18 protein-coding genes are annotated in these 22,656 nt (G+C 42.5%); 5 read left to right on the forward strand and 13 right to left on the reverse strand.

The window, feature by feature from the left end:
- Window positions 1-156 precede the first annotated feature (156 nt).
- Together ABMY41_RS10880 and ABMY41_RS10885 are read right to left on the reverse strand one after the other, a co-directional pair.
- On the reverse strand, window positions 157-609 hold the full coding sequence (locus tag ABMY41_RS10880) for a cytochrome c (protein WP_058585373.1): 453 nt from the start codon (window positions 607-609) through the stop codon (window positions 157-159).
- A 103-nt stretch (window positions 610-712) separates the two neighbouring features.
- Window positions 713-1,183 (reverse strand): DUF2721 domain-containing protein, encoded by a 471-nt coding sequence (locus tag ABMY41_RS10885; protein WP_175083139.1) that lies wholly within the window; start codon window positions 1,181-1,183, stop codon window positions 713-715.
- 243 nt (window positions 1,184-1,426) lie between these two features.
- Here ABMY41_RS10885 and ABMY41_RS10890 point away from each other — a divergent pair, with 243 nt between their 5' ends.
- Window positions 1,427-5,125 (forward strand): S8 family serine peptidase, encoded by a 3,699-nt coding sequence (locus ABMY41_RS10890; protein WP_289098199.1) that lies wholly within the window; start codon window positions 1,427-1,429, stop codon window positions 5,123-5,125.
- Between the two features lie 129 nt (window positions 5,126-5,254).
- Window positions 5,255-7,420, forward strand: coding sequence for a S9 family peptidase (locus ABMY41_RS10895; protein ID WP_287243722.1), 2,166 nt, complete (start codon window positions 5,255-5,257; stop codon window positions 7,418-7,420).
- A 21-nt stretch (window positions 7,421-7,441) separates the two neighbouring features.
- Here the strand turns inward: ABMY41_RS10895 and ABMY41_RS10900 are convergent, their stop codons facing one another.
- From ABMY41_RS10900 to ABMY41_RS10915, 4 genes are read right to left on the reverse strand one after another with little or no spacing between them, the layout of a single operon-like run.
- On the reverse strand, window positions 7,442-8,917 hold the full coding sequence (locus ABMY41_RS10900) for a HAMP domain-containing sensor histidine kinase (RefSeq protein WP_289098202.1): 1,476 nt from the start codon (window positions 8,915-8,917) through the stop codon (window positions 7,442-7,444).
- The gene (locus tag ABMY41_RS10905; protein WP_349274661.1) at window positions 8,917-9,642 is read right to left on the reverse strand and encodes a response regulator transcription factor; all 726 of its coding nucleotides are present in this window, start codon (window positions 9,640-9,642) and stop codon (window positions 8,917-8,919) included. Before ABMY41_RS10905 ends, ABMY41_RS10900 begins: the two co-directional genes overlap by 1 nt.
- A gap of 59 nt (window positions 9,643-9,701) precedes the next feature.
- The gene (locus ABMY41_RS10910) at window positions 9,702-10,430 is read right to left on the reverse strand and encodes a spondin domain-containing protein (protein WP_251603713.1); all 729 of its coding nucleotides are present in this window, start codon (window positions 10,428-10,430) and stop codon (window positions 9,702-9,704) included.
- 9 nt (window positions 10,431-10,439) lie between these two features.
- Window positions 10,440-11,141 carry a spondin domain-containing protein gene (locus ABMY41_RS10915; protein WP_287243751.1) on the reverse strand — a complete coding sequence of 234 codons (702 nt, stop codon included), beginning with the start codon at window positions 11,139-11,141 and terminating at the stop codon, window positions 10,440-10,442.
- 205 nt (window positions 11,142-11,346) lie between these two features.
- On the opposite strand from ABMY41_RS10915, the gene ABMY41_RS10920 reads away from it, so the two are divergent.
- Together ABMY41_RS10920 and ABMY41_RS10925 are read left to right on the forward strand one after the other, a co-directional pair.
- Window positions 11,347-11,718, forward strand: a complete 372-nt coding sequence (locus tag ABMY41_RS10920; RefSeq protein WP_054563699.1) for a DUF4870 domain-containing protein — start codon at window positions 11,347-11,349, stop codon at window positions 11,716-11,718.
- Between the two features lie 57 nt (window positions 11,719-11,775).
- The gene (locus tag ABMY41_RS10925) at window positions 11,776-12,210 is read left to right on the forward strand and encodes a YqaA family protein (RefSeq protein WP_349274662.1); all 435 of its coding nucleotides are present in this window, start codon (window positions 11,776-11,778) and stop codon (window positions 12,208-12,210) included.
- On the opposite strand, the gene folX is transcribed toward ABMY41_RS10925, so the two are convergent.
- The 6 genes from folX to ABMY41_RS10955 all read right to left on the reverse strand — a co-directional run bounded on the left by folX (window position 12,207) and on the right by ABMY41_RS10955 (window position 19,022).
- Complete coding sequence (gene folX / locus ABMY41_RS10930; protein WP_287243755.1) at window positions 12,207-12,566, reverse strand: dihydroneopterin triphosphate 2'-epimerase; 360 nt, start codon at window positions 12,564-12,566, stop codon at window positions 12,207-12,209. The genes ABMY41_RS10925 and folX overlap by 4 nt on opposite strands.
- Window positions 12,567-12,568: 2 nt before the next feature.
- The gene (gene folE / locus ABMY41_RS10935; RefSeq protein ID WP_055199245.1) at window positions 12,569-13,123 is read right to left on the reverse strand and encodes a GTP cyclohydrolase I FolE; all 555 of its coding nucleotides are present in this window, start codon (window positions 13,121-13,123) and stop codon (window positions 12,569-12,571) included.
- 18 nt (window positions 13,124-13,141) lie between these two features.
- The gene (gene folM, locus ABMY41_RS10940) at window positions 13,142-13,861 is read right to left on the reverse strand and encodes a dihydromonapterin reductase (protein WP_289098205.1); all 720 of its coding nucleotides are present in this window, start codon (window positions 13,859-13,861) and stop codon (window positions 13,142-13,144) included.
- A gap of 248 nt (window positions 13,862-14,109) precedes the next feature.
- A complete protein-coding gene (gene nadE / locus ABMY41_RS10945; RefSeq protein ID WP_349274663.1) occupies window positions 14,110-14,946 on the reverse strand; it encodes an ammonia-dependent NAD(+) synthetase in 837 nt (278 codons plus the stop codon).
- Window positions 14,947-15,013: 67 nt separating this feature from the next.
- Window positions 15,014-15,640, reverse strand: coding sequence for a DUF480 domain-containing protein (locus tag ABMY41_RS10950; RefSeq protein WP_251603719.1), 627 nt, complete (start codon window positions 15,638-15,640; stop codon window positions 15,014-15,016).
- Window positions 15,641-15,656: 16 nt separating this feature from the next.
- Window positions 15,657-19,022, reverse strand: coding sequence for an ATP-binding protein (locus ABMY41_RS10955; RefSeq protein WP_289098207.1), 3,366 nt, complete (start codon window positions 19,020-19,022; stop codon window positions 15,657-15,659).
- 165 nt (window positions 19,023-19,187) lie between these two features.
- Here ABMY41_RS10955 and ABMY41_RS10960 point away from each other — a divergent pair, with 165 nt between their 5' ends.
- Window positions 19,188-21,470, forward strand: coding sequence for a penicillin acylase family protein (locus tag ABMY41_RS10960; RefSeq protein WP_287243746.1), 2,283 nt, complete (start codon window positions 19,188-19,190; stop codon window positions 21,468-21,470).
- Here ABMY41_RS10960 and ABMY41_RS10965 read toward each other — a convergent pair.
- Complete coding sequence (locus ABMY41_RS10965; protein ID WP_349274664.1) at window positions 21,463-22,563, reverse strand: GGDEF domain-containing protein; 1,101 nt, start codon at window positions 22,561-22,563, stop codon at window positions 21,463-21,465. The two genes, ABMY41_RS10960 and ABMY41_RS10965, sit on opposite strands and share 8 nt — an antisense overlap.
- Window positions 22,564-22,656 lie beyond the last annotated feature (93 nt).

Consider the following 22,656-nt stretch of genomic DNA (forward strand, 5'->3'; position numbering starts at 1 on the left):
ATACCAAGCGCACAGGGCGTGCATCGGTCAGCGTGTTATGGCAAGGATGGCTTAAATTACAAGCCATCCTAGAAGGCTACGATTTAGCTAAATCTCTTGAGTCAGACTTGTGATCAAGAGACAGCTAATAAGCGCCTTTTTAGTTCAAATTTTTAACTAGTCTTTGAAAGACTTATGGCAATCTTTACAGCCTTTAGCCCATGCGCCAAATGCTTTGCCAATTACTTTTTTATCGCCGCTTTGTGCTGCAACTGCTAGCTCATCTGCATATTGTTGGAAAGCCACGGCTTTTTTCATAAAGGTTTCGTTGTCGCTCCATACAGCTGCTAGTGCAGATGTATCGCCTTTATCTGAGCCTGCTACGAAAGCTTCCCAAGGCATTTTAGATAGTGCTGCTGCATTGTCGGCACGCTTTTGAAAACGTTCTGCATCAAAAGGAACTTTTCCTTTTAGCATATCGCCCATGTCGCCAATTTGTACGCGGATCATTGAAAATGCTGCCTGACGGTACTCGATTGCATCGCTTGGCTCTTCAAATACAGAATTTGCTGATGCGCCTAGTGCCATTGTAGATAGCATTGCGCCTACTACTAATTGTTTTAATTTCATTCCTTTTGCCCCTTAAGATGTCATAAAAGTAAACTAATTGAGTTGTATCTTAGCTCAATATAATATTCAAGTGTATTGCGGTTAATCTTAACTTAAGTTTAATTTAATCATTAATATCAATATCGGCGAAGATCATGCCACGGCGCATGCTTCTGGTGGCTAAGAAAACCTCGCATAACAAAGATAAAAATCCACATATCAAAAGCGCCATAGCAGCCACAAAGCAGCTAGCAATTGTCACGCTTAAATTAATTGATTGAATGTGTGATAAGAATAAGCACATAACTACGGCGCACACCAATAAGGCACTGAGTACACTTAAACTAAATGCGATATGAATGCAGCGTGAGCGTTTCAACAGCGCCCTTAGCTCTGTTGTTAATGACTTATTGAAGTCTTCATCAATACTGACTTTAAGTTTACGTTCTAACTGCCGAGCTCTATCGGTGATACGTGCCAAACGATTGGAAAGTACGCCTAATGTTGCAGCAATACCGGTAATTAAAAAGACGGGTGCAACAGCAGTTTGAATCACTTTTGCCATGGTAAGAATGTTGATTACTTCTGAATTCATTGAAAGTACTCTATTTATTAAAATTCAACACAATGTTCATTTACAAATGTTTACAACTCTACCTGGTATATTAAAGTTGTTTTAAAACAGTACTTTGTGCGTTTTTTTTGTTCTTTTGTTTGACTGGTTGTAATCCTTATGTAACGGAAATGTTGTTCTTGTTGGGGTTTCCGTTTTATATTGGTTCTGAACTTTGTTTCAATCACTATTTAGACGATAACATAACATATCCCAGGGGAACCCATGTCTAAAAATTTAATAAAAAGAACAGCAGTTGCTTTGGCTGTGACAAGCGCAATGTGCGCTAGTGCACAAGCTAATGACTTTTCAAAATATAATCTTGCCGGTAAAAAATTAATCAAAGCGAGCGCAGTTACTAAAAAAGAACAAAAAGTTCGCAGTGAAGCAACCAGTTGGTTAGTAAAATTAAATGCACCTGCAAGTATCAATGCAAAAACAATGGGTGCTGATGTAGCGTCAATTCAAGCGCAAGCAAAAGTAGCACAAGCAAACGTAGAGCAAGCTATTAATAGTATGGACTTGCCTCTTCAAGTTGTTGCTAAAACTTCGACTCTAGTAAGCTCAATCGTAGTCAATGGTAATAAGCAAGATGTCGCTAAGTTACTATCAAATTCTCAAGTAGAAGGCATTTACCCTGTATACGACTATGAGTTGCATGTTGCTGACAGCGCTGACTATATTGAAGCAACTCCTTTAGTATCAAATGGTTTAGCAACAGGTGAAGGTGTTCGCGTTGCTGTTCTTGATACGGGTATTGACTACACTCATACAGCCTTTGGTGGTGCGGGTACTGAAGAGGCATATGCGGCAGCAATTGCTGATCCAGCTTCAGTTGATTGGCCACAAGGTAAAGTGTTAGGTGGTTATGACTACATCAATTATGACAATGATCCAATTGATGTGACAACTAACCACGGTACACACGTTTCTCACTCTGTTAATGGTATCGCACCAAACGTAGATCTATTTGTTTACTCTGTGTGTAATAGTGGCTGTCCTGGTCTTGCACAATTATTAGCGCTTGAAAGTGCAATGGATCCTGATGGCAATGGCGACATTAGTGACCGTGTTGATGTTATCAACATGTCTCTCGGTGGCGATTACGGTGATATTGCCAACGATGCAGTAGGCCTATTTATCAACCAAGCGGTTAAACTTGGTACAAACGTTGTCATCTCTGCTGGTAATGATGGTGCTTACCCATTCATTGTTGGTGGCCCTAGTACTACAGAAAACGCTCTTTCAGTCGGTGCGATGACTCACCCTACCGGTGAAGAATCAATTGGTAGTGGTACAGTTGATGGTGAAGAAGCCATTGTGCAACCTGCCAGCTTTGGTCCACAGGTGGCATTTAGCTACACTAATGACAACCTTGAGCTAGTGTATCCAGATGTGAACCAAACTGCGTGTGAAGCGTTTGCTGACGACGTAGATTTTACTGGTAAAGGCGTTATCATCGACCGCGGTGCATGTGCATTTACAGTTAAAGTATTAGCAGCACAAGCTAAAGGCGCAGAGTTTGTTATTATTGCAAACAATACTGACGATGGCACGCCTGCTCCTATGGGTGGCTCAGATCCTTCAGTAACTATCCCTTCTGTGGGTGTAACGTTTGCTGCAGGTACTGCACTTAAAGCTGGTGGCGCATTTAACCTTACAGTTGAGCGCCTTGTGACGTCAGGCGCTATTGCTGATTTTACATCGCGTGGTCCTTCAATGGGCGGGCTGTTAAAACCAGAAATTACAGCACCAGGCGTAAACATCATGACTGCTCATCCAGGTCTTGGTGATGGCCTTACTGGCGCAACAGGTACTTCATTCTCGGGCCCAATTACTGCTGGTGCAGTGAGCTTATTGAAAGAAGCTCTGCCAGAGCGTAACGCGTTTGAAATTAAAGCGACGTTAATGAATACTGCAAACCTAAATGTGACTATGGAGCCATTAGCAGTCAACCCTGACGCTGAGCTTGCGCCAATTAGTTATATCGGTGCGGGTCTTGTTGATGTAAACAAAGCGGCTAACCTACCAGTTGCTGCTTGGGCTGCAGATACTAAACAAGCTGCACTTTCGTTTGGTTTAGTAAGTGCATCAGAAACAGTTGAGCTTACTAAAACTGTTCAAGTTAAGAACTTCTCTAACGAAGATAAAGTGTACACACTTTCTCTTGAACAGCGTTATGCAGATGATGTTGAGCGTGGTTCATTCGCACTTGACTACCCAGAGTCAATTACAGTGCCAGCAGGTCAAACAATGTCATTTGATGTGACAGCAACAATTGACCCTGCGACGTTACCTGAGTGGACATTAACGGATGACAATATCGGCTCACAAGATGCAACGGCTGATTTAACTAACTTAGAGCTTGATGGTGCGCTAATCTTCTCTGATGGTAGCGATGAAGCATTCCACCTTGTTTATCACGTATTACCAAAAGCAAATGCGGCAATGAGCTTTATGCCTGTAATGACAGATGATGGTGTTGCTCATGAGTTAACAAATACAGGGGCGGTAGCTCTTGAACCAGTATTTGCTCCTACAGTTATGACTGATGAAGTAGATGAAGATCAACGTTTAGACTTAGTAGGTGCGTCAATCGAAACATTTGCAGTGTCTTCTGATGTCTGTGATAGCGGTTATGTTACTTTGACTACTCTTGTCATGAACGAAGGCATTACCCACTCTTACGTGGGTGGCTTTATGGCTGACTTTGACGTTGACCAAGATGGTACTTACGATGTGACAGTACAAAATGGTAAACTAGAGTGGTTCTACGATGTTGAGCCAGGCACAGCAATTACCTTCACTCACGGCTATGGTAGCTCTTCAGGTAACCTTGATAATATTTACCAAATCATTGGTAATAACCATCTTACAATGCAAAGCTGTTTAGGTGCATTTGGCCTAACTGCTGATGATATTGGCCGCGCAACTGCAAATGTGCGTTTCCGTACAGAAGAAGAAACGTGGACACCAATTGCATCAGGCGAAGGCGATGTTGCGATGGGAACATATACATTCACTGACGCATCAAGTGACGTATATGCAGCTCTAGTTGATGAATCAGGCGAAGTAGTTAGTTCATTAGAGCCAGGCGCTTCTGCAACATTACTAAATGCTGGCGCAGACTTCATGATCTTATCTGACTCAGGTTCAAAAGCTTACGCAGCAACACCAAGCGAAGATGCTGATGTTGCCCCTATTCTTGATGATGCTTCATTCTCAGTAGATGAGAATACTGCAGTAGATACAGTAATTGGCACATTAGAAGCAACATATGGTGCTGAGCTTGCTAATCCAATCGCTGAATACATCGTATTGAGCTCTACTTCTTCAGCTGTTTCAATAACTGCTGAAGGTGACGTTGTTGTTATGAACAGCGACATGCTTGACTACGATGCTGGTATGATGAGCATTGAGCTTGAAGTTGTGGCGGTAGATTCTTCAGGTAATATCTCTGAATCAGCTATGGTGACTGTTGAAGTTATGAACGTTGCTGACGAGCCAGAAGAAGTTAATCCAGTAATCGACGCTGAGCTTGGTGAGTTCTCTGTTCAAGAAAATGCGGCCGAAGGTACTGTAATTGGTACTGTGACTGCAACTGACCCAGATGCTGACCTAACTCCTATCGCAACATACGAAGTGACAGGTAGTGACAGCATTAGCATCAGTGATGCAGGTGAGTTAATGGTTGCTGGCGCTATCGATTATGAGCAAACAACCTCTATCGAAGTATCGGTAACTGCGGTTGACTCTGCTGGTAACATGTCTGAAGCGGTGACGATTACTATTGCAGTAACGCAAGACCCAGCTGAAGATGTTGTAGCTGAAGAGCCGAAGAAAAAATCTTCTTCAGGTTCACTAGCATGGTTAACATTACTTGCTGCACCGTTCGCATTTATGCGTCGTCGTAAGCAAAAGTAATTACTTGATAAATAAGTGATAAAAGGGAGCTTCGGCTCCCTTTTTACATTGCTTCACAAAGGCTACTTATATATTGCAGTTTTTTTACTTATATTGGAGACAGAATAATAAAACGAATACAGGAATCCCATGAAAGTTGGCCATTCACTTTGCCTTGCGGCACTCTCTTTAGCTGTTCTATCAGCGTGTAATAAAGTCCCAGATAATAAAGAAAAAGCCGTTATTACAGAGCAAGTTCAGGTTGCAGCACCCGTCGCCAAAAAAATACCCCATGAAATGACCACCCATGGTGACACTCGTATCGATAACTACTATTGGATGCGTGATGATAAGCGCAAAGATGCCGCTGTTATTGCCCATTTGAATGCTGAAAATGCGTATGTTGAAAGCAAGTTAGCGCATACACAAACACTACAAAACACCTTGTTCGAAGAACTTAAAGGGCGTATTGAGAAGGATGACGATACCGTACCGACAAAAAAAGGGGAATATTACTATTTCTCACAAACGCGCGGTGATGACGAATACCCGGTTTATGTGCGCAGCAAAGATAGCCAAGGAGGAGGTAAGCAGGTTATCTTAAATGTGAATGAGCTTGCTAAAAATCATGACTATTTTGCCGTAACTGGTTTAGCTGTGAGCCCAAATGGCAATTTGCTGGCTTATGGCGAAGATACCGTGAGTCGCCGTATTTACACAATTAAAGTAAAAGATTTAACCACAGGTAAAATGCTCACAGAGAGTCTTGAAGGTACAGAAGGTGATGTCGTGTGGGCTAATGACAACAAAACCTTTTACTATATCAAAAAAGACCTACAAACGCTGTTAGGCTACCAAGTATATCGCCATACGCTAGGCACCCCGCAAGCTGACGATGAACTCGTTTACGAAGAGAAAAACACTAGTTATTACACCGGTATTTACAACAGTAAAGACCAACAAGAGATCTATATTAGTCATGGTAGCACCAGTGCATCTGGCGTCTCGGTTATTGATGCTAATGATGTCAAAGCAATGCCTAAACGTTTTATTGAACGCGAAGCAGGGCTTGAATATGACATCAAAAAGTTAGGCGATTGGTATTACATCGTTACTAATTTAAATGCAGTTAACTTTCAACTTATGAAAGTGCACCGCGATAAGGCTCATGATAAAGCAAATTGGCAAACGCTAATTGCTGGTCGTGATAACGTGAAGCTTGAAGGCATCGAGTTATTTAACAATCATTTGGTATACGAAGAGCGAGAAATGGGGCAAACCCGTATCACTATTCGTGACCTTCGTAACCAACAAGAGCAAGTCGTTGCGTTTAATGACCCAACTTATATGGTCTTTAGTTATGGTAATGGTGAGTTAGATAACCCTAACTTACGTGTTTACTATTCAAGTATGACGACGCCAGGCAGCAGCTACGATATCAACCTAGAAAGTGGCGAAAAAACCCTGCTTAAACAGCGTAAAGTGTTAGGTGATTTTAATCCTGACAATTATGCCTCTGAGCGAGTTTACGTGACCACCCGAGATGGTGTCGATGTTCCTGTGAGCCTTGTTTATCGTAAAGACAAGTTTAAAAAAGACGGCTCTAATCCACTTATGCAATATGGTTATGGTTCGTATGGTGCGACCATGGATCCGAGCTTTTCTAGCTCTCGATTAAGCTTACTTGATCGTGGTTTTGTGTTTGCGATTGCGCATATCCGTGGCTCACAAATGCTGGGCCGTCCTTGGTACGAAGACGGCAAGTTGCTGAAAAAACAAAACAGCTTTAATGACTTTGTTGATGTGACTAAATCATTAGCAGCTCAAAAGTATGGTGATAAGGATAATATTTTTGCCATGGGTGGCAGTGCAGGTGGCTTACTAATGGGGGCTGTTGTGAATCAAGCGCCTGAACTTTATAAAGGGGTGATTGCAGCAGTGCCTTTTGTTGATGTAGTCACGACCATGTTAGATGCTAGCTTACCACTGACAACGAATGAGTATGACGAGTGGGGCAACCCGAATGATAAAGTCTATTACGATTACATGCTGTCATATTCGCCGTATGACCAAGTTAAGAAGCAGGCTTACCCAAATATGTTAGTCACCACCGGCTTACACGACTCTCAAGTTCAGTATTTTGAGCCTGCAAAATGGGTTGCTAAGCTACGTGAATATAAAACCGATGATAACCTGTTGCTGTTCAAAACCGACATGGAAGCAGGGCACGGCGGTGCTTCTGGGCGCTTTAAAAGCTTGCAAGATACCGCTTTATATTACGCCTTTATGCTCGATTTAGCGGGTATCGAAAAATAATAACAACACAGACATCCGTGATTAAGCGGATGCCTGCATAGCTAAATTAAAACGAAATTCACTGCCTTTTCCTAAGGTACTTTTTACGTTTATTTCACTATCCATTAGGTTGAGCAGTTGCTTGCAAATAGCAAGCCCTAAGCCTGTTGAGCCTCGTTTTATACTATTACGCGCCTGATAGTGAGGTTCGAAAATCGCATTGAGTTCATCCTCATGAATACCAACCCCGGTATCAGACACTGCCACGTATAACTGATCACTTTGCTGGCTAACTTTAACGGCTATTTCACCGCCATTTGGGGTGTGCCGAATGGCATTTTCGATTAAGTTTGTAAGCACCCGCTCTAATTTTGCAATATCTGCTGTCACGGTAAAATCGCAGATTTTAGGAATAACTTTGAGTGAAATTCCCGCTGATTGCGCTGTTAGATCAAGCTTCGCCACACAATCATAAATTAATTCGCCCAAATTAAAGGTTTCAGATTGTATTTTCACTTGCCCGCACTCTAAATTAGCCAGCTCAAAAATTTGTTCAATCAGCTGTTTTAGTTGCTGGCAGTTATCCATTGCAAGGTTGAGATAATGACGTTGCTCGGGCTCGTTTAAGTGGCTATCCGGTTTATTGATCACCTCCAAAAAGCCGTGCAGTGAAGAGAGCGGCGTACGTAAATCGTGTGATAAATGTGTGAGCAACTCACGGCGTTGTCTATCAGCGTGCTGTAATGACTGAAACTGCTCATCGATACGCGCCAGCATGGCATTGACGCCTTTGCTTAAATTGCCAATTTCATCATCAGCTGTATAGCTAGAGTCCAATGACATTTTGGTTAGGCTGTAGTTAGCCGCTTCTATTTTATTAAGCTCTTTATTGAGTTTTTTTAACGGTAAGGTGAAAAACCGAAATAACAGCAACATCGCAATAAAGAGCGCAACTAAGGCGGTTATAAACCACATGGCGGCAAGCCAGAGGTTATCATTGGCTTTAATGTTTTTAAGGGTTGTATCGTAAGCCTGCCCGCCAATTATCACGTATAAATAGCCTTGCAGTTGCTGTTGATTATAAACGGGCGCGGTCGAAAATATTTTTACGCCATCCTTGCTACGCGGATCGTCACCATAAATCGGTGTGGCAGTGGGGTTGTCGAGTAGCTGCTGTATTGGGCTTAAGTTTATTTGCTGCCTAACGACTTGCCCCGGTTTAGCTGAATAAGTCAGTAAATGACCTTCTGGGTCTACAAAATAAAACTCAAATGCCGGACCAAGTATCATCAGCGTGTGAAATAAGTTTTCAAGCGCGTCATAGTCATACACACCTTGTTTGATCAGTGGATTGTCATGCACTAAATGCTCGGCTAGTTGGAGGTGCAAGTTTTGCTGAGCATGATGTACCGAGCTTTGTTCTAATTGCTTACTCCAATTTAAAACGAGTGCGCACAACAGGCTAAAAATAAGCACCAATGACCAAGCGAGTTTTTGATATAGCGTCATTGATTTCATTAGTTTGCACTCAATTGACCGGGGTTGAGTTTATAGCCTACCCCCCAAACTGTTTCGATAAAGTTGACTGGGTGATGTTGCTCAAACTTACTGCGTAAACGGTTTATGTGGGAATTAACCGTATGCTCGTAGCCGCTGTGTTGATAGCCCCATACTTGGTCTAGTAATTGTTGGCGGCTAAAAACATGGTTTGGGTGTTTAGCAAAATAGACCAGTAAATCGAATTCGGTGGCGGTTAAGTTAATTGCTTGGTCAGCTAAAAATGCTTGGTGGCTGGCAAATTCAATGTGTAGTTCTCCAAGTTGAATTGCCGCTTGAGCGCTATCTTCATGGTGTGATTGAGCTGCTATAAGTTGTGACCTATGCCGAAATTGTGTTTTTATTCGTGCTTGTAATTCTCTGGCGAAGAAAGGTTTGCAAATGTAATCATCAGCGCCCATTTCCAAACCAATCACTCTGTCCATATCGCTACTGAGTGCGGTCAGTAAAATAACGGCAATACTTGGGTAGTGCTCTTTAATTTTGCGGCATAAGCTCAAGCCATCCATTTGTGGCAGATTAATATCAAGCAGTACTAAGCCGTAACTTGAGCTGGCAAGCTTCTTTATTGCAGCTTCAGCGCTCGAGGCTTCATCAATATGTAAGTTTAGGCAGTACAATTGTGTGCTGATAAGTTGGCGGATTGCTCTATCATCTTCGACGATTAATAATTTTTCTTGGCGCATGGCTCACTCCAAATCACAGAGGCACATCCTTATGACCTTCTGTGTAAGGAGTGCGATTATTATTGCGTCCGCGTTATCGTGATCCGAGCAACCGGGTTATCAAACTTATGCTGGCTGGTGAGCACAGAGTTTGTCAGGCCGTCATCTTGACTAACCACACCTGGGTGCATTGCAACATGGTTAATATCGTCGCGCATTTCGTTGTAACCTTCGCCTGAGTCAGCAGGGCCTGGGATCGTGCCTTGCGCTTCAGTGTTAGCTTCGGTGCCTGCATCATAGGCAAAACTAGTACGAGACAGTGACTCATTAACCGCTAACGAAGACACGTCTATAGCATTAAGACCGGTAAACGCGTCATTTGTATTCACCAACATGGTTGCTAAGCTAATTTTTAATGAATCAAGCTCACCTGTTGTCAGGGTCAACGTGACTTGCTCACCTGGTGGTAATGGGCTTTCTGCTGAAGCTGCTTGCATTGTCATTTCTGCTGCGAGTAGCTCGCTGTTATCGCCGCCTTCAGCCATAATTTCAAGTGCTTCAGATGCTGGCTCGCCAATTTTCCAAAGCATGCCTTCGGTGTGAGCAATCACAGCAACAGGGGAGAAAGGTTGAGCAGCGGTAAGATTGACTACCTCCACCATAAATTGATGATTTGTCGCCATCTCACCCATTTCCATTGTCATTTCTTCCAGCGCTTCATCCATGTTGTCTGATGATTTATCTGAATCCCCACAAGCCGCAAGGCCGGCACTCAATGCGAGGATAATTAAGCTTTTTGAAAAGCGCATAATAACCTCCTATTTAACCGTAACTGTTAGCATCGCAACTGGGTTTAACCATTTGTGCACGGTGTTATCAAGGTCACTCATACCCGCTTCTAAATCGTCGTCACCTAAATTACCCGGATGAATATGCACCATCATATTGGTTTCGCTACTGGTGACGCCCCTACCATTCATACCCGCATTACCACCCGGTGCGGCAGGAATGCCTGGCGTGCCCGGCATTCCTGAACCCTCAACAACAAGCTCATCATTGGCTTCGGTTCCTGCATCATACGCATTGAGATAAACAGTGTAGGTACCAGCTTCGGTTGGGATCATCCAACTATCTAAACCTACAAAGCCATCATTGGTAGGCAGTAGCATGGCTGTTAGAGATAAGAAGTTATTGCCATCCTTGGTGGATAAGCTCGCCATCGTTGAGCTTGCTGGGGCTAATAAACCTTCAGCTGGGTTGGCAACCATGTCGCTGTTTGCGGCTGTGGCTTCAGTCATTAATGGCTCGAGATTGCCACCTTCAGCCATAGTCTGTAGGGCTGTAGAAGCAGGCATAGCAACGCTGAAAAGTTTGCTGTCACTGTTATGAGCCGTAATGAGAATAGGGGTAAAGTGTAAACCTTGCGTGAGGTTAGTTAGTTTTATATCAAGCTCAGCAGCTTGGCTTGCAAGGCTAGTTACTGCGCATGCAGCGAATAAAGTTAAAGGTAAAGCTTTCATGTGAGATTCCTGTTTTTGATGATTCAAAACCAGTATCGAATAGCAATATCCAGAAACCCTCACGAAGTTATCACATTTTTATCACAACGTTGATTACAGCCTTTTTTGCTGGTTGAGAGTTTTAAATTTAACCAATTTAACTAGGGTAAAAAGTCATTACGGTTTATAGTAGAGATACAAACAGACCCATAACAAGGAATTTAAAATGGATGATAATCAAAAAGTTGAAATAATTGTGGCAGATAAAGAGCAGCGCACATGGGCAATGTTTTGTCACTTAAGTGCCTTAGCAGGCTTGCTTTTCCCGTTTGGTTCGGTGATTGGGCCTTTGATTGTTTGGCTTGTAAAAAAAGAAGAAATGCCACTTGTTGCTGAGCATGGTCGCAAATCATTAAACTTTCAATTAACCATGATGATTGCTTACATTGTGTGCTTTATGCTGATGTTTGTTGTCGTTGGAGTCATCCTGCTGCCATTAGTAGCGCTATTCTCATTGATTATGGTGGTAGTATCGGCGATTAAAGCCAACGATGGTAAAGAAGTTAAATATCCAATGGCGATAGAATTTATAAAGTAAACTAATTGCCATATACTAAAAGCTCAGCCATTTGCTGAGCTTTTTTATGTGATGTTTATGGCCTACTTATCGTTATTTTTCAGCGCGTTTATTTCCGCAACCTTATTACCTAGCTCTTCAGAATTAGTAATGACAGCTATGATAGCCAGTGGTGACTATCTACTTTGGTTGTTATGGTTAAGTGCAACTGTAGGCAATGTGCTTGGGAGTTGTGTGAATTATTGGCTGGGCACGCAAGTCATGCGATTTAAAGAGCGTAAATGGTTTCCCGTTTCACAAAATTCGATAGACAAAGCCGAACAGCAATTTAATAAATACGGTATTTACAGTTTGCTATTTGCTTGGCTGCCTATTGTCGGCGACCCTTTGACGGTTGTTGGCGGAATTTTTAGGGTTAAGTTTTCAATCTTTTTGTTACTCGTGACCCTAGGCAAAGGCGCACGATATTCAGTTGTGCTTGCCTTTGCGGTAGGGCTTGAAAAGCTATTTTAGTTTTTTAGCCAATCAAGAGTCAGTGATACTGAATCAGCAAAGCGCAGCGCATGAGGTTTATCGACGCGTACTTTGGCATAGTGAACGCTTTGATGCTGGTGGCAAATTGCTAAAATCTCAGCAACCAGTTTTTCTAACAGCAAAAAGTGGCCTTCTTCGACAAGGCTGATCACTTCTTTAGTAATGGTTTTGTAGTTTAGCGCTTTATCGACTGCGTCAGTTTCACAAGCTTGATCAGCGGGGTAGTGAATTTCTAAATTAATCACTACATCTTGCTTTTTCTCACGTTCCTCAGGGTTAAAACCAATAAAGGTTCGTAGCCTGAGGTTAGTGACATTAATAATTGCATTGGCCATCATTACCCTCTAACTAGTTGTAAAAACTCGTTACGGGTTTTTGGATCGGCTCTGAAGTTACCTAACATAACCGATGTACGCATGCTTGAGTTTTGCTTTTCAACACCGCGCATCATCATACACATATGTTTTGCTTCAACGATTACACCAACACCTTTCGCGCCTGTCACTTCTTCAACCGCTTTAGCAATTTGATGGGTTAATTGCTCTTGAATTTGAAAACGACGTGCGAACATGTCAACAATTCGCGCAAACTTAGATAAACCAAGCACTTTGCCATCAGGAATATAAGCAATATGGCAGCGGCCAACAAATGGCAGCAAGTGGTGCTCACACATAGAGTAAAGCTCAATGTCTTGGATCAATACCATGTCATCGGCATCTGAAGTGAATACCGCATTGTTGGTGATTTCATCTAATGTTTGACGATAGCCTTTAGTCAGATACTCCATCGCTTTTGCTGCGCGTTTTGGTGTGTCGAGTAATCCTTCACGAGCAGGATCTTCACCTACTGCGGTAATTATTTGTTGGTAACTATTTTTTAAATCATCGTGCATAGCTTTCTCAGTAATTCGTTATTTTAAATGTCTGCCACCATCAACAGGCATAGAACGACCTGTGATGTAGTGACTGCTTAGTAATAGTTCTACGCTGTTAATAATCTCGGCGCAGCCGGGCTCAATGCCCATTAGCGATTTCTTTAATGTTTTGGCTTTGTATTCGTCGCTATCGTGTTCATTAAAGATAATTAACGAAGGGGCGATAGCATTCACTTTAATGTCTGGTGCAAATTTAGCGGCAAACGACTTGGTTAAATTATCAAGCGCTGCTTTGCTTGCTGCATAAGCAAGGTGCTTAGGGCTGCCTTTTTCAACCACATAATCGGTTAAGTGAATAATATCTGCGGCTTGGCCACTGTTTTGCTGATAATGCAGTAGCAAATCAGAAGCTGCTAAATTAATTAAATAGGGGACTTTGGCGTGGATACGCATCATGTTATCGAATAGGTCTGCGTAATCGTGGTTATTTGCTTCGCAATCCCAGCTAGACGCATTATGGATAATTGCCTTGAGCTGGTTGGTATGGGTTTTTAATTCTTCGATAAAATGCCCGATAGCTTGGTCACTATTAAAATCAGCATGGATGCAAATAGCGCCTTTACCTGAAAGCACATCAATTGCTTCATGGCGGGTACGGTAAGTGACTATGATTTCTTGCCCTTGCGCTAAAAAGTGCTCGGCCAGAGCGAGTCCAATACGTTGGCCTGCGCCAGTAATTAAAATGGGCGATGACATAAACTAATATAAAACCTTAGATTTTTGATTTGAAATGTAATGTATTTAACTGTAACAACTATAAACCAAATTACAGAACTATTTCATCTTTACTGCAATCATGTTGCTAACTTTTACGTCAAGCATAGCGCTCTAGATCATTTAGCGCGGCCGATAATGAGTGATTGAAGGTTTTGAATATTGCTAAGGGTCTGTACGAGGAAGGAAAAAGGGCAATTATTATTGCCCTTTTAGTGTTTTAACCGTTTTTAAAGCTCGTCGTATACCGTTGGGATCGCTTGGCGCTTATGTTGAGTACGTAAGTAAATTGCTGTTAGCTTTTCTTCGACTTCATTGCTGACTTCTTTACCTTCTAAGAAATCATCAATTTGATCGTAAGTGAGGCCAAGCGCTTCTTCGTCAGTTAGACCTGGGCGATCACACTCTAAGTCGGCCGTTGGGGCTTTATTTACAAGGACAGCTGGCGCTCCCAAGTGCTCAGCAAGCGCACGAACTTGACGCTTTGATAAGCCAAATAAAGGTGCCAGGTCACATGCTCCGTCCCCAAATTTTGTGTAAAAGCCAGTGATGTTTTCAGCACTGTGATCGGTACCAACAACTAAGCCTTGGCTGAAACCGGCAATTTCATACTGCGCAACCATGCGTTGGCGTGCTTTTACATTACCTTTGATAAAGTCGATTTTAGCTTGCTCTGGTAATTCAGCACCACCACCAACAACCGCGGCCATTGCTTGTTCATGCATGCCATCGACAGCCGCTTTAATGTTAACCGTCATACGCTTACTTGGTTGAATAAAATCTACGGCTAGTTGTGCTTCGTCTTCATCTGCTTGTACGCCGTAAGGTAAGCGCACAGCAATAAATTGATATTCGTTAGTGTTGTGCTCTTGGTTTAATTCATCCACCGCTAATTGGCATAAACGGCCACAGGTTGATGAGTCAACACCGCCACTGATCCCTAATACAAGTGAGCGAGAGTGCGCAGCAATAAGTCGGCTTTTAAGAAAGTTAACACGACGGGTGATTTCCGCTTTTACATCAATAGTTGGTTGGACTTTCATTTCCGCCAGAATGTCGGCACGCATGGTAGAGCTCCTATTTTTCGTTGTGGTTGTCAGCGTTTTTTACATTATGTTACGGGCGCGGTTTTTATTAAAGACCTAAATGCGCTTTTATTGCGTTAATTTGTTGCTTAAGATCTTCGATTTCGCTTCGTAATTGTTGCAATTCACTACTGTTATCTTGAACAGGCTCATTAGCAGCCATGTCCTCAGTAATGCTGTCTGGGTCAACAAATAAGTGCATGTAGCGGCTCTCTCGCTTGCCGGGCTCTCGAGCTAAGCGCGCAACATGTTCTTGCTCTATAAGTGCATTTAATGCGGCTTCGACTTCATTGACGTTACTAAACTCAGCGAGGCGGTTGCTGCGTGTTCTCAACTCGCCTGGTGTTTGCGGGCCACGTAACAGTAACAAACAGATAATGGCGCGTTGCTGCTCAGTAAATTGCAAACTGCCAAATTCGGTATTACAAAAGCGGTGAGCATATTTATTTACACGCCCAGATAGCCCTTCATCAACTGTTACTAAGCGTGATGCAATAAGCTCATCGAGGGTATCTTGGACTTGCGCTTCAGTGAGAGACAATACAGGTTCACGGTTAGATTTTTGATTACATGCATTAGTCAGTGAGTTTAAAGATAACGGGTAATGTTCGGGTGTTGTACTTTGCTTTTCGAGTAAACAGCCAATAACACGTTGTTGAATTGATGATAATTGCATGGTTTTACTCTCTTTTTTATTCTTCAGTGCTTAGCCACACTGTTAATTTTTTATTGAGCGAGTCAAATTTAAGGGGTTTGGTGACATAGTCGTTCATACCTGCGTTTAAACAACGTTCTTTGTCACCTTGCATCGCATTTGCAGTGAGTGCGACGATATTAACCCCCTGATGAGCTGCGCCTGCTTCACCTGCCCGAATGGCTCGTGTTGCTTGGTAACCATCCATTTCTGGCATTTGGCAATCCATTAACACTAATTGGTAGGGGCTTTGCTCTCGGCTTGAAAGTTGTGCAATTGCTTCAAGGCCATTTTCAGCGATATCAAAACTAATGCCTGCTTGCTTTAGCAACGAACCTGCCACCATCTGATTCACTTTATTATCTTCAACCAGCAAGACTTGCGACTCAGTATTATCGCTACTGGTCACGACCTTGGTTATTAAGGCCTCTTTATTAACCTGCTGCTGTTCAATGTATTTGTCGTTCGCCAGTGAATTAAATAAATCAGACTGCGTTAATGGTTTAAAGATAATACTCTCAACTTTTAATGTTTGTCTCGTTTGTTTTTCAGTAAGACTCATTGGGGCCATTAAAATTCGTTTACAGCTGGTGGCATTAAAGTATTTTAAGAATGCTTGTTGGTGCTCTTTTGTTGCGCTGCTATAAAAAAGATAATCCACTAAAATTGCATCGCAGCCATTATCGGTTGGCATTGCAGCACGATTGAGTAAGCTTAGCATATCAGTATAGGTCTCGACCTCTGCTCCCCATAGCTGCAATTGTTTTTTGGCAATATTGCTACTGAGCTTACAATTATCAGCAATTAAAATATGCTTTTTATCTATAATGTGGCTTGGCTCTGGCGCTTGCTTTGTATGATCACGTTTAACTTTTACAGTAAAATTAAAGGTGCTGCCTTCCCCGTATGAACTAACCACACTGACATCACCATCCATTAACTGACACAGCTGTTTTACTATTGCAAGGCCAAGCCCTGTACCGCCGTATTGGCGTGTAGTTGATGCATCCGCTTGCGTGAATGAGTCAAATAAAGTGGCTTGCTTTTCGGGCTTGATACCTACACCCGAATCAATAACAGAGCAGTTCAAGAACAATTCTTCGTTGTTTGTTTCGAGTTTGGCGATGACGATAATCTCACCATCTTTTGTGAATTTAACCGCATTGCTAACTAGGTTATTGATGATTTGTCTAATCCGGTTTGGGTCGCTAATGATAAAGCCGTGATTAAGGTGTGTGGTATCTAGCAGCAACTTGGTATTGTTTTGTTCTGCTTTAATGGCAAACGATTCGATAGTATCGCCAAGTAGTTTTGATACATTAAAGCTAACATTTTCAATATCGAGCTTACCGGCCTCAATTTTAGAGAAATCTAAAATATCGTTAATGATATGCAATAGTGATTCAGCCGATGATTGCGCCAAATCTATATGGTGGTTTTGCTGGGTGTCTAGTTTGGTTTGTTTGATGATATTGAGCATCCCGATCACGCCATTCATGGGGGTGCGGATCTCATGACTCATACTTGCTAAAAATTCACTTTTGGCTTTTACTGCTTGTTCTGCTGCTTCTTTCGCTTGAACGAGTTGTTGTTCGGTCTCTATACGGCGCTGACTGGCGTGTAAACTACCAATGAGTGCCGCAACTGCGATTAAAAAGCTTTCTTCATTTTTACTCCAATGTCTGCGGTTATGACATTTTTCGGCGCACACAACCCCCATTGTTTTGCTACCAGTAGGAATGATCACTGTCAGCATTGAGCGTATATTAAACCAATCAAGGTAGTTGCTACGTAGGTCACTAGTCAGTGGATGTTGTTGTGCATCACTGGCATTAATTACAGCGTGATTGTTAATGGCATCAAAATAATTTTGAAATTCAAATTGTTGTAGTGAAATCGGCTCGCTAAATTCAGGCTGGCTTTGGTCGTGAATAGCAAAGGTATTGAGCGACTGGCGGTCGTCACTAAATAGCCAAATACTCGCGCGATCAATATCAAAAGCGTGACAAATTGCCTGCACAATCACATGTTTAGATAAGTTAAGGTTACCAGTCAGTACAGCATCATTAACGGTAAGAGAGGCTAAAATCTCATTATGTAAGGCTATTTTGTTGTTTTCTAGCTCATCTCGCTTACGGGTATCAATATTTTGTAGTGAACCAAAAAGTTTTATACAACGGCCATTTTTATGCTCGGCTTCACCATGTAGCAGCACCCAAACTTCATCACCTTCAGCAGTGATGATTTGTACTTGAGTTTCAAAACTCTCACCATACTTGATTGCACGCTCGTTAAGGCGACGAATTTTATCTCGGCTTTCACCCGCTTTGAAATGTGTAAAGTTAGCAGGCCACTCTGGTTGTACATTAAGAGGAAACTTAAAAATTTGCTTGGTCATATCAGACCAATAGACGGTTCTTGTCTCTAGATTAAAAGACCAAGCGCCGACTTTAGCAAGACTACTCATGGTTTCTAACATACGTTCGCTTTTGTACTGTCTTTCGACCATGCGTAAAAAGAATACTGAGGCGCAAGCAAATAAAATACAAAATAGAATAATGGCCAGTCTAAGCGGCCAAATAGCAGAACTTGGTGGCTGCCATCCAGATTTTGGTGTGGCGTACATCTGCCACTCACCACCTGGAAAGTTAATTCTAAAGCTCAGAGGGTTTGTGTTGAGCACGTCCTTAGAGCCGAAGAAAAAATCACCTTTAGCACCAAGGCCATTTTTGCCTTGTAGGGCAATATCATAATGCTGACTTAGCGCGATTAACCCCGAGTTCGTGTAAATTTTGTCTATATCGAGGACAACAGAGAGGAGCCCCCAAAAAGTGAGTTCTGGTGGAGTGAATACGGGCATTCTTGCTATCAATGCTTGACCACCTTGCACCAACTCTAAGGGGCCGGCCATAACAATACGATTTTCATCTCGTGCTCTAATTGCGTCGTCACGCTGCGCTGGGTTTTCTAAAAAGTTTAGCCCGATAGATTTCTTATTACCCACAAGAGGATAAGTCATCTGAATAACCATATCAGGGGCCGCGCCGATGTTTCTAAGCTCTGAAGACGTTGAAAATAAAGGGCTGGCAATTTGCGTGAAGCGGGCTTGGTCTAAATTGGGTTCAGCCGCAACGGCAACTGCAAGGCCCCTAACAAGTTGAATGTTAGATATTAAGGTGGCTTCGAGCTCTGCACGATAGGCACTTACTTTTGCCAGCTCCTGTGCACGAAAAGCATCTTTCTCGCGGCTGTAATTAATTTGGTCGATTACAAGGCCAATCACGATGATACAGGCAAGTGAAAACCAGAAGGCTAGCTTCAGTTTTTGTAGTTTTTTATTATCTGTTTCGGTCGCTAGCGGCATGAGAAATATCAGGTTTTATACTATTTACCTACTATAGACAATTTCTGTGGTAATTAACAATGAACAGCAAATCTATAAACCTAATTTCAATTATTTGTATCGCAACACTATTCTTTCACAAAACTAAGGTTAATATAGTGTTACTTTAGCGCAAGGATAATTGGCATGTTTAAGATAATCAAATGGTTACTAATAGGTTTGTTCGTTGTAATGTTACTCGCAACGGGGCTTGTTTATGGCGTATTAAACTTAAGTTTACCGGCACTTGATGGTCGCGGTAAAAGCGACGCTATTTCGCAATCAGTTAAGATTGAGCGAGATACCTTAGGACAGGCTGTTATTCATGCCGAAAACCGATTAGATGCAGCCTATGCTCTTGGTTTTGCTCATGGTCAGGACCGATTCTTTCAAATGGATTTACTGCGCCGTAATGCTGCAGGTGAGCTTAGTGAGTTATTTGGTAAAGCTGCCGTTGGGCTTGATAAAAAAATGCGCTTTCATCAGTTACGTAAACGCAGTCAGATTGCTGTCGCGCAGTTACCTGCTAAAGATAAAGCGCTATTAAAAGCGTACGCGAATGGGGTTAATGAAGGCCATGCGCAAGTGGGTTTCGATAGCTTTGAATATTTACTCACAGGCGCTGAAGCAAAACCTTGGCAAAGCGAAGACAGCTTACTAATCATTTTTAGTATGTATTTAGATTTACAAACGGCCACCTTTGAGCGCGACAAAACACTGATCGAAATCGAAGATTTATATGGTAAGGCGATGGTTGACTTTATTACTCAGCCTAGCCTTTATCAAGCGGCACTCGACAACAGCCAATTAGCGCCTTATAACGGCGGTATTCCTAATCTCAAAGACCCTCAATGGGCTATGACTGAGATTGCAGACCGAAAGGAACTTGGCAGTAATAACTGGGCGGTTACTGGGCAGTTAACTGAAACAGGTGCTGCAATGCTGTCTGACGATATGCATTTATCGTTTGCTGTGCCAATCATTTGGTACCGTGCCCAGCTCAATTACCCACTCAATGGTGAAATGCAGCAAATCACCGGTGTGTCACTACCAGGGGCTCCTGCCATTGTTGTTGGTACTAATAATAAGATAGCTTGGGGATTCACCAATGGTTATCTAGATACAGCCGACTGGATAGCCCTTGAGAGTAAAGAGAAAACCTGGCAGATAGATGAACCTATCTTACTCAATGACGGAAACAGCGAAAATTACGCTTTGACCATGAGTGAGTATGGCCCAGTTAAAGAAATTAACGGCAAACCTTATGCGCTAAGTTGGGTTGCCCACCATGAGTATGCGGTTGATATGGAGTTACTTAAGCTTGAGCAAGCAAACACGGTTGATGATGCACTAGCGCTTGCTGCTGAGGTGGGTATTCCTGTACAAAATCTGATGGTTGTTGATGATAAAGGTAATGCAGCTTGGAAGAATATGGGAGCCGTGCCTGCCCGTAAAGAGCCCCATCAATTAGCGGTGGCTGAGCAAGCGTATCCTGCACAGTGGCACGAAAACGAAACCCAGCGTCCATTTGTTAAAAACCCAGAAAGTGGCCGTTTATGGACGGGCAACTCACGAGTTGTTTCCGCAGAGGATGACCAGCGCTTTGGTAATGGTGCTTATGCCATGGGGGCTCGCTCGGCACAAATTCGCGACCGCTTATTTGAAAAACAACAGTTCAACGAACAAGATTTTTATGACTTACAACATGATAACGAAGCGCGTTTCTTAACGGCTTGGCATAAACTGCTGGTCAAACAGCTTAGCAACGCAGGCGATAAATACGCGCTGTATTTAAAAGAGCTAAATAATTGGCAGGCGTGTGCTTGTAGCGACTCAATTGGCTACACCTTAGTAAAGCGCTACCGCAGTGAAGTGATTAACGGCTTATTTAGCCCGTTAGAGAATAAGCTAAAAGCTCTCGATAGTAGCTTAAAACCAGTAAAACGAGACTTAGAACCTGCTGTTTGGCAACTTATCGAAGCGCAGCCTCAGGCATGGTTAAACCCTGAGTATGCAAACTGGCAACAACAAATGATAGGAGCCTTTGACCGCGTTATCACTAAACTAACCGATCAATACGGTAACAACCCGCATAGCTGGGAGTGGGGCAAGGTTAACGAATTAGTGATTGAGCACCCATTTGCCAAGCAAATACCCGCACTGAAAAGCTTATTGAATATGCCTACGGAGCCTGGGTTTGGCGATACCTTTATGCCTTCGGTGCAAGGACGTAGCTTTGGTGCTTCACAGCGCTTTATTGTTCAACCTGGGCACTTAGATAAAGCGATAATGGCTATTCCGGGTGGGCAATCGGGGCATCCATTGTCAGAATTTTATCGTGCCGGGTTTAACGATTATGTTAGTAATGGTTTAACGCCATTATTGCCACAAGAGATTGCCCACAGTATCACTATCGATGCGGTTAATTAACCGCATCAGCATCTTTGAAAGCAGGGCGTTGACCTTTAGCAATGGTAGTTTGGTTGCGTCCTGCGTGCTTGCTTTTATACAGCGCTTCATCAGCGTGTTGTAGCATTTTTTCTATTGAAGCGAGCGGTTGCCATTCAATAAGCCCAAAACTCATAGTGACATTGAGATCGGGGAATTCATGATGTGCCTCTAGCTCGGCGATTTTTAAACGTAAGGTTTCAATTTTTGCAAAGGCCTGCTTTGCATCTGTATTAGTTAATAAAATTAAAAATTCTTCACCACCCCAGCGTACCGCTATATCTTCATCATCAATAAATTGGCGAATTAGCCTGGCAACATTAACGAGCACCGTATCACCTTTTTCATGGCCATAATTGTCGTTAATACTTTTAAACTTATCGATGTCAGCCATAACAATACAAAGACTGCTCTCAAGCTCTATGCTCTTTTGATGTGCAGCAGTGATTAATTTTTTTGCAAAACGGCGGTTGTAGAGCTTAGTGAGTGGATCGCGGGCTGCCATTTCTGTTAACTCAACCCGTTGTGACAAAGTGATTTCTCTGATTAGACCCATGCCATAGACCATAGGTAAACCGGCAATAATAATATTGATTACATTTACATGTGGTAGTAACTCTGGGTAAGCAAAGCCGTACTGAACATCTGAAAAAAATACATATAGCAGGGCGAATATCGCAATCATCACTAAGCTATATAAAGCTGCACGCTTAAGGGTTAATTGATAATCGATCATTAAAATACAAGATACAGTCCATAGGTAAAACTGAAATCCTGCACCTAAGCCAAGGGTGGCACAAACAATGACCGCATGAATAATTACTTCAAGGCAAAATACTCTAAGTGCTAGCGAAGTCAGTCCTTGCTTAATTAAAAAGATGCCGCTTGCCCAAGCAAGCACACTCAAGATATTAACTAAAGCAAGCGTATTTGCACCTATGTGAGCAAATACGGGGATCAGCAAGACATGAACAATCAACGCGAAATAGGCGATTTTAGAAATAATCAGAAATTTAACGTGTTCAATCTCTTCTAAGCCAGATTGCTTTGATTGTTTTAATAAGTGTTTGATCAATCCAACCTCAAATACACATGGAGAGTAGCGTAATTATAGATGAAAAGTTGAGCAATGCAGGTTTATAATTGCTCGCTTTTGCTTTGTAAACGC

It is taken from the genome of Pseudoalteromonas sp. BZA4, from assembly GCF_040104395.1.
Lineage (GTDB): Bacteria > Pseudomonadota > Gammaproteobacteria > Enterobacterales > Alteromonadaceae > Pseudoalteromonas.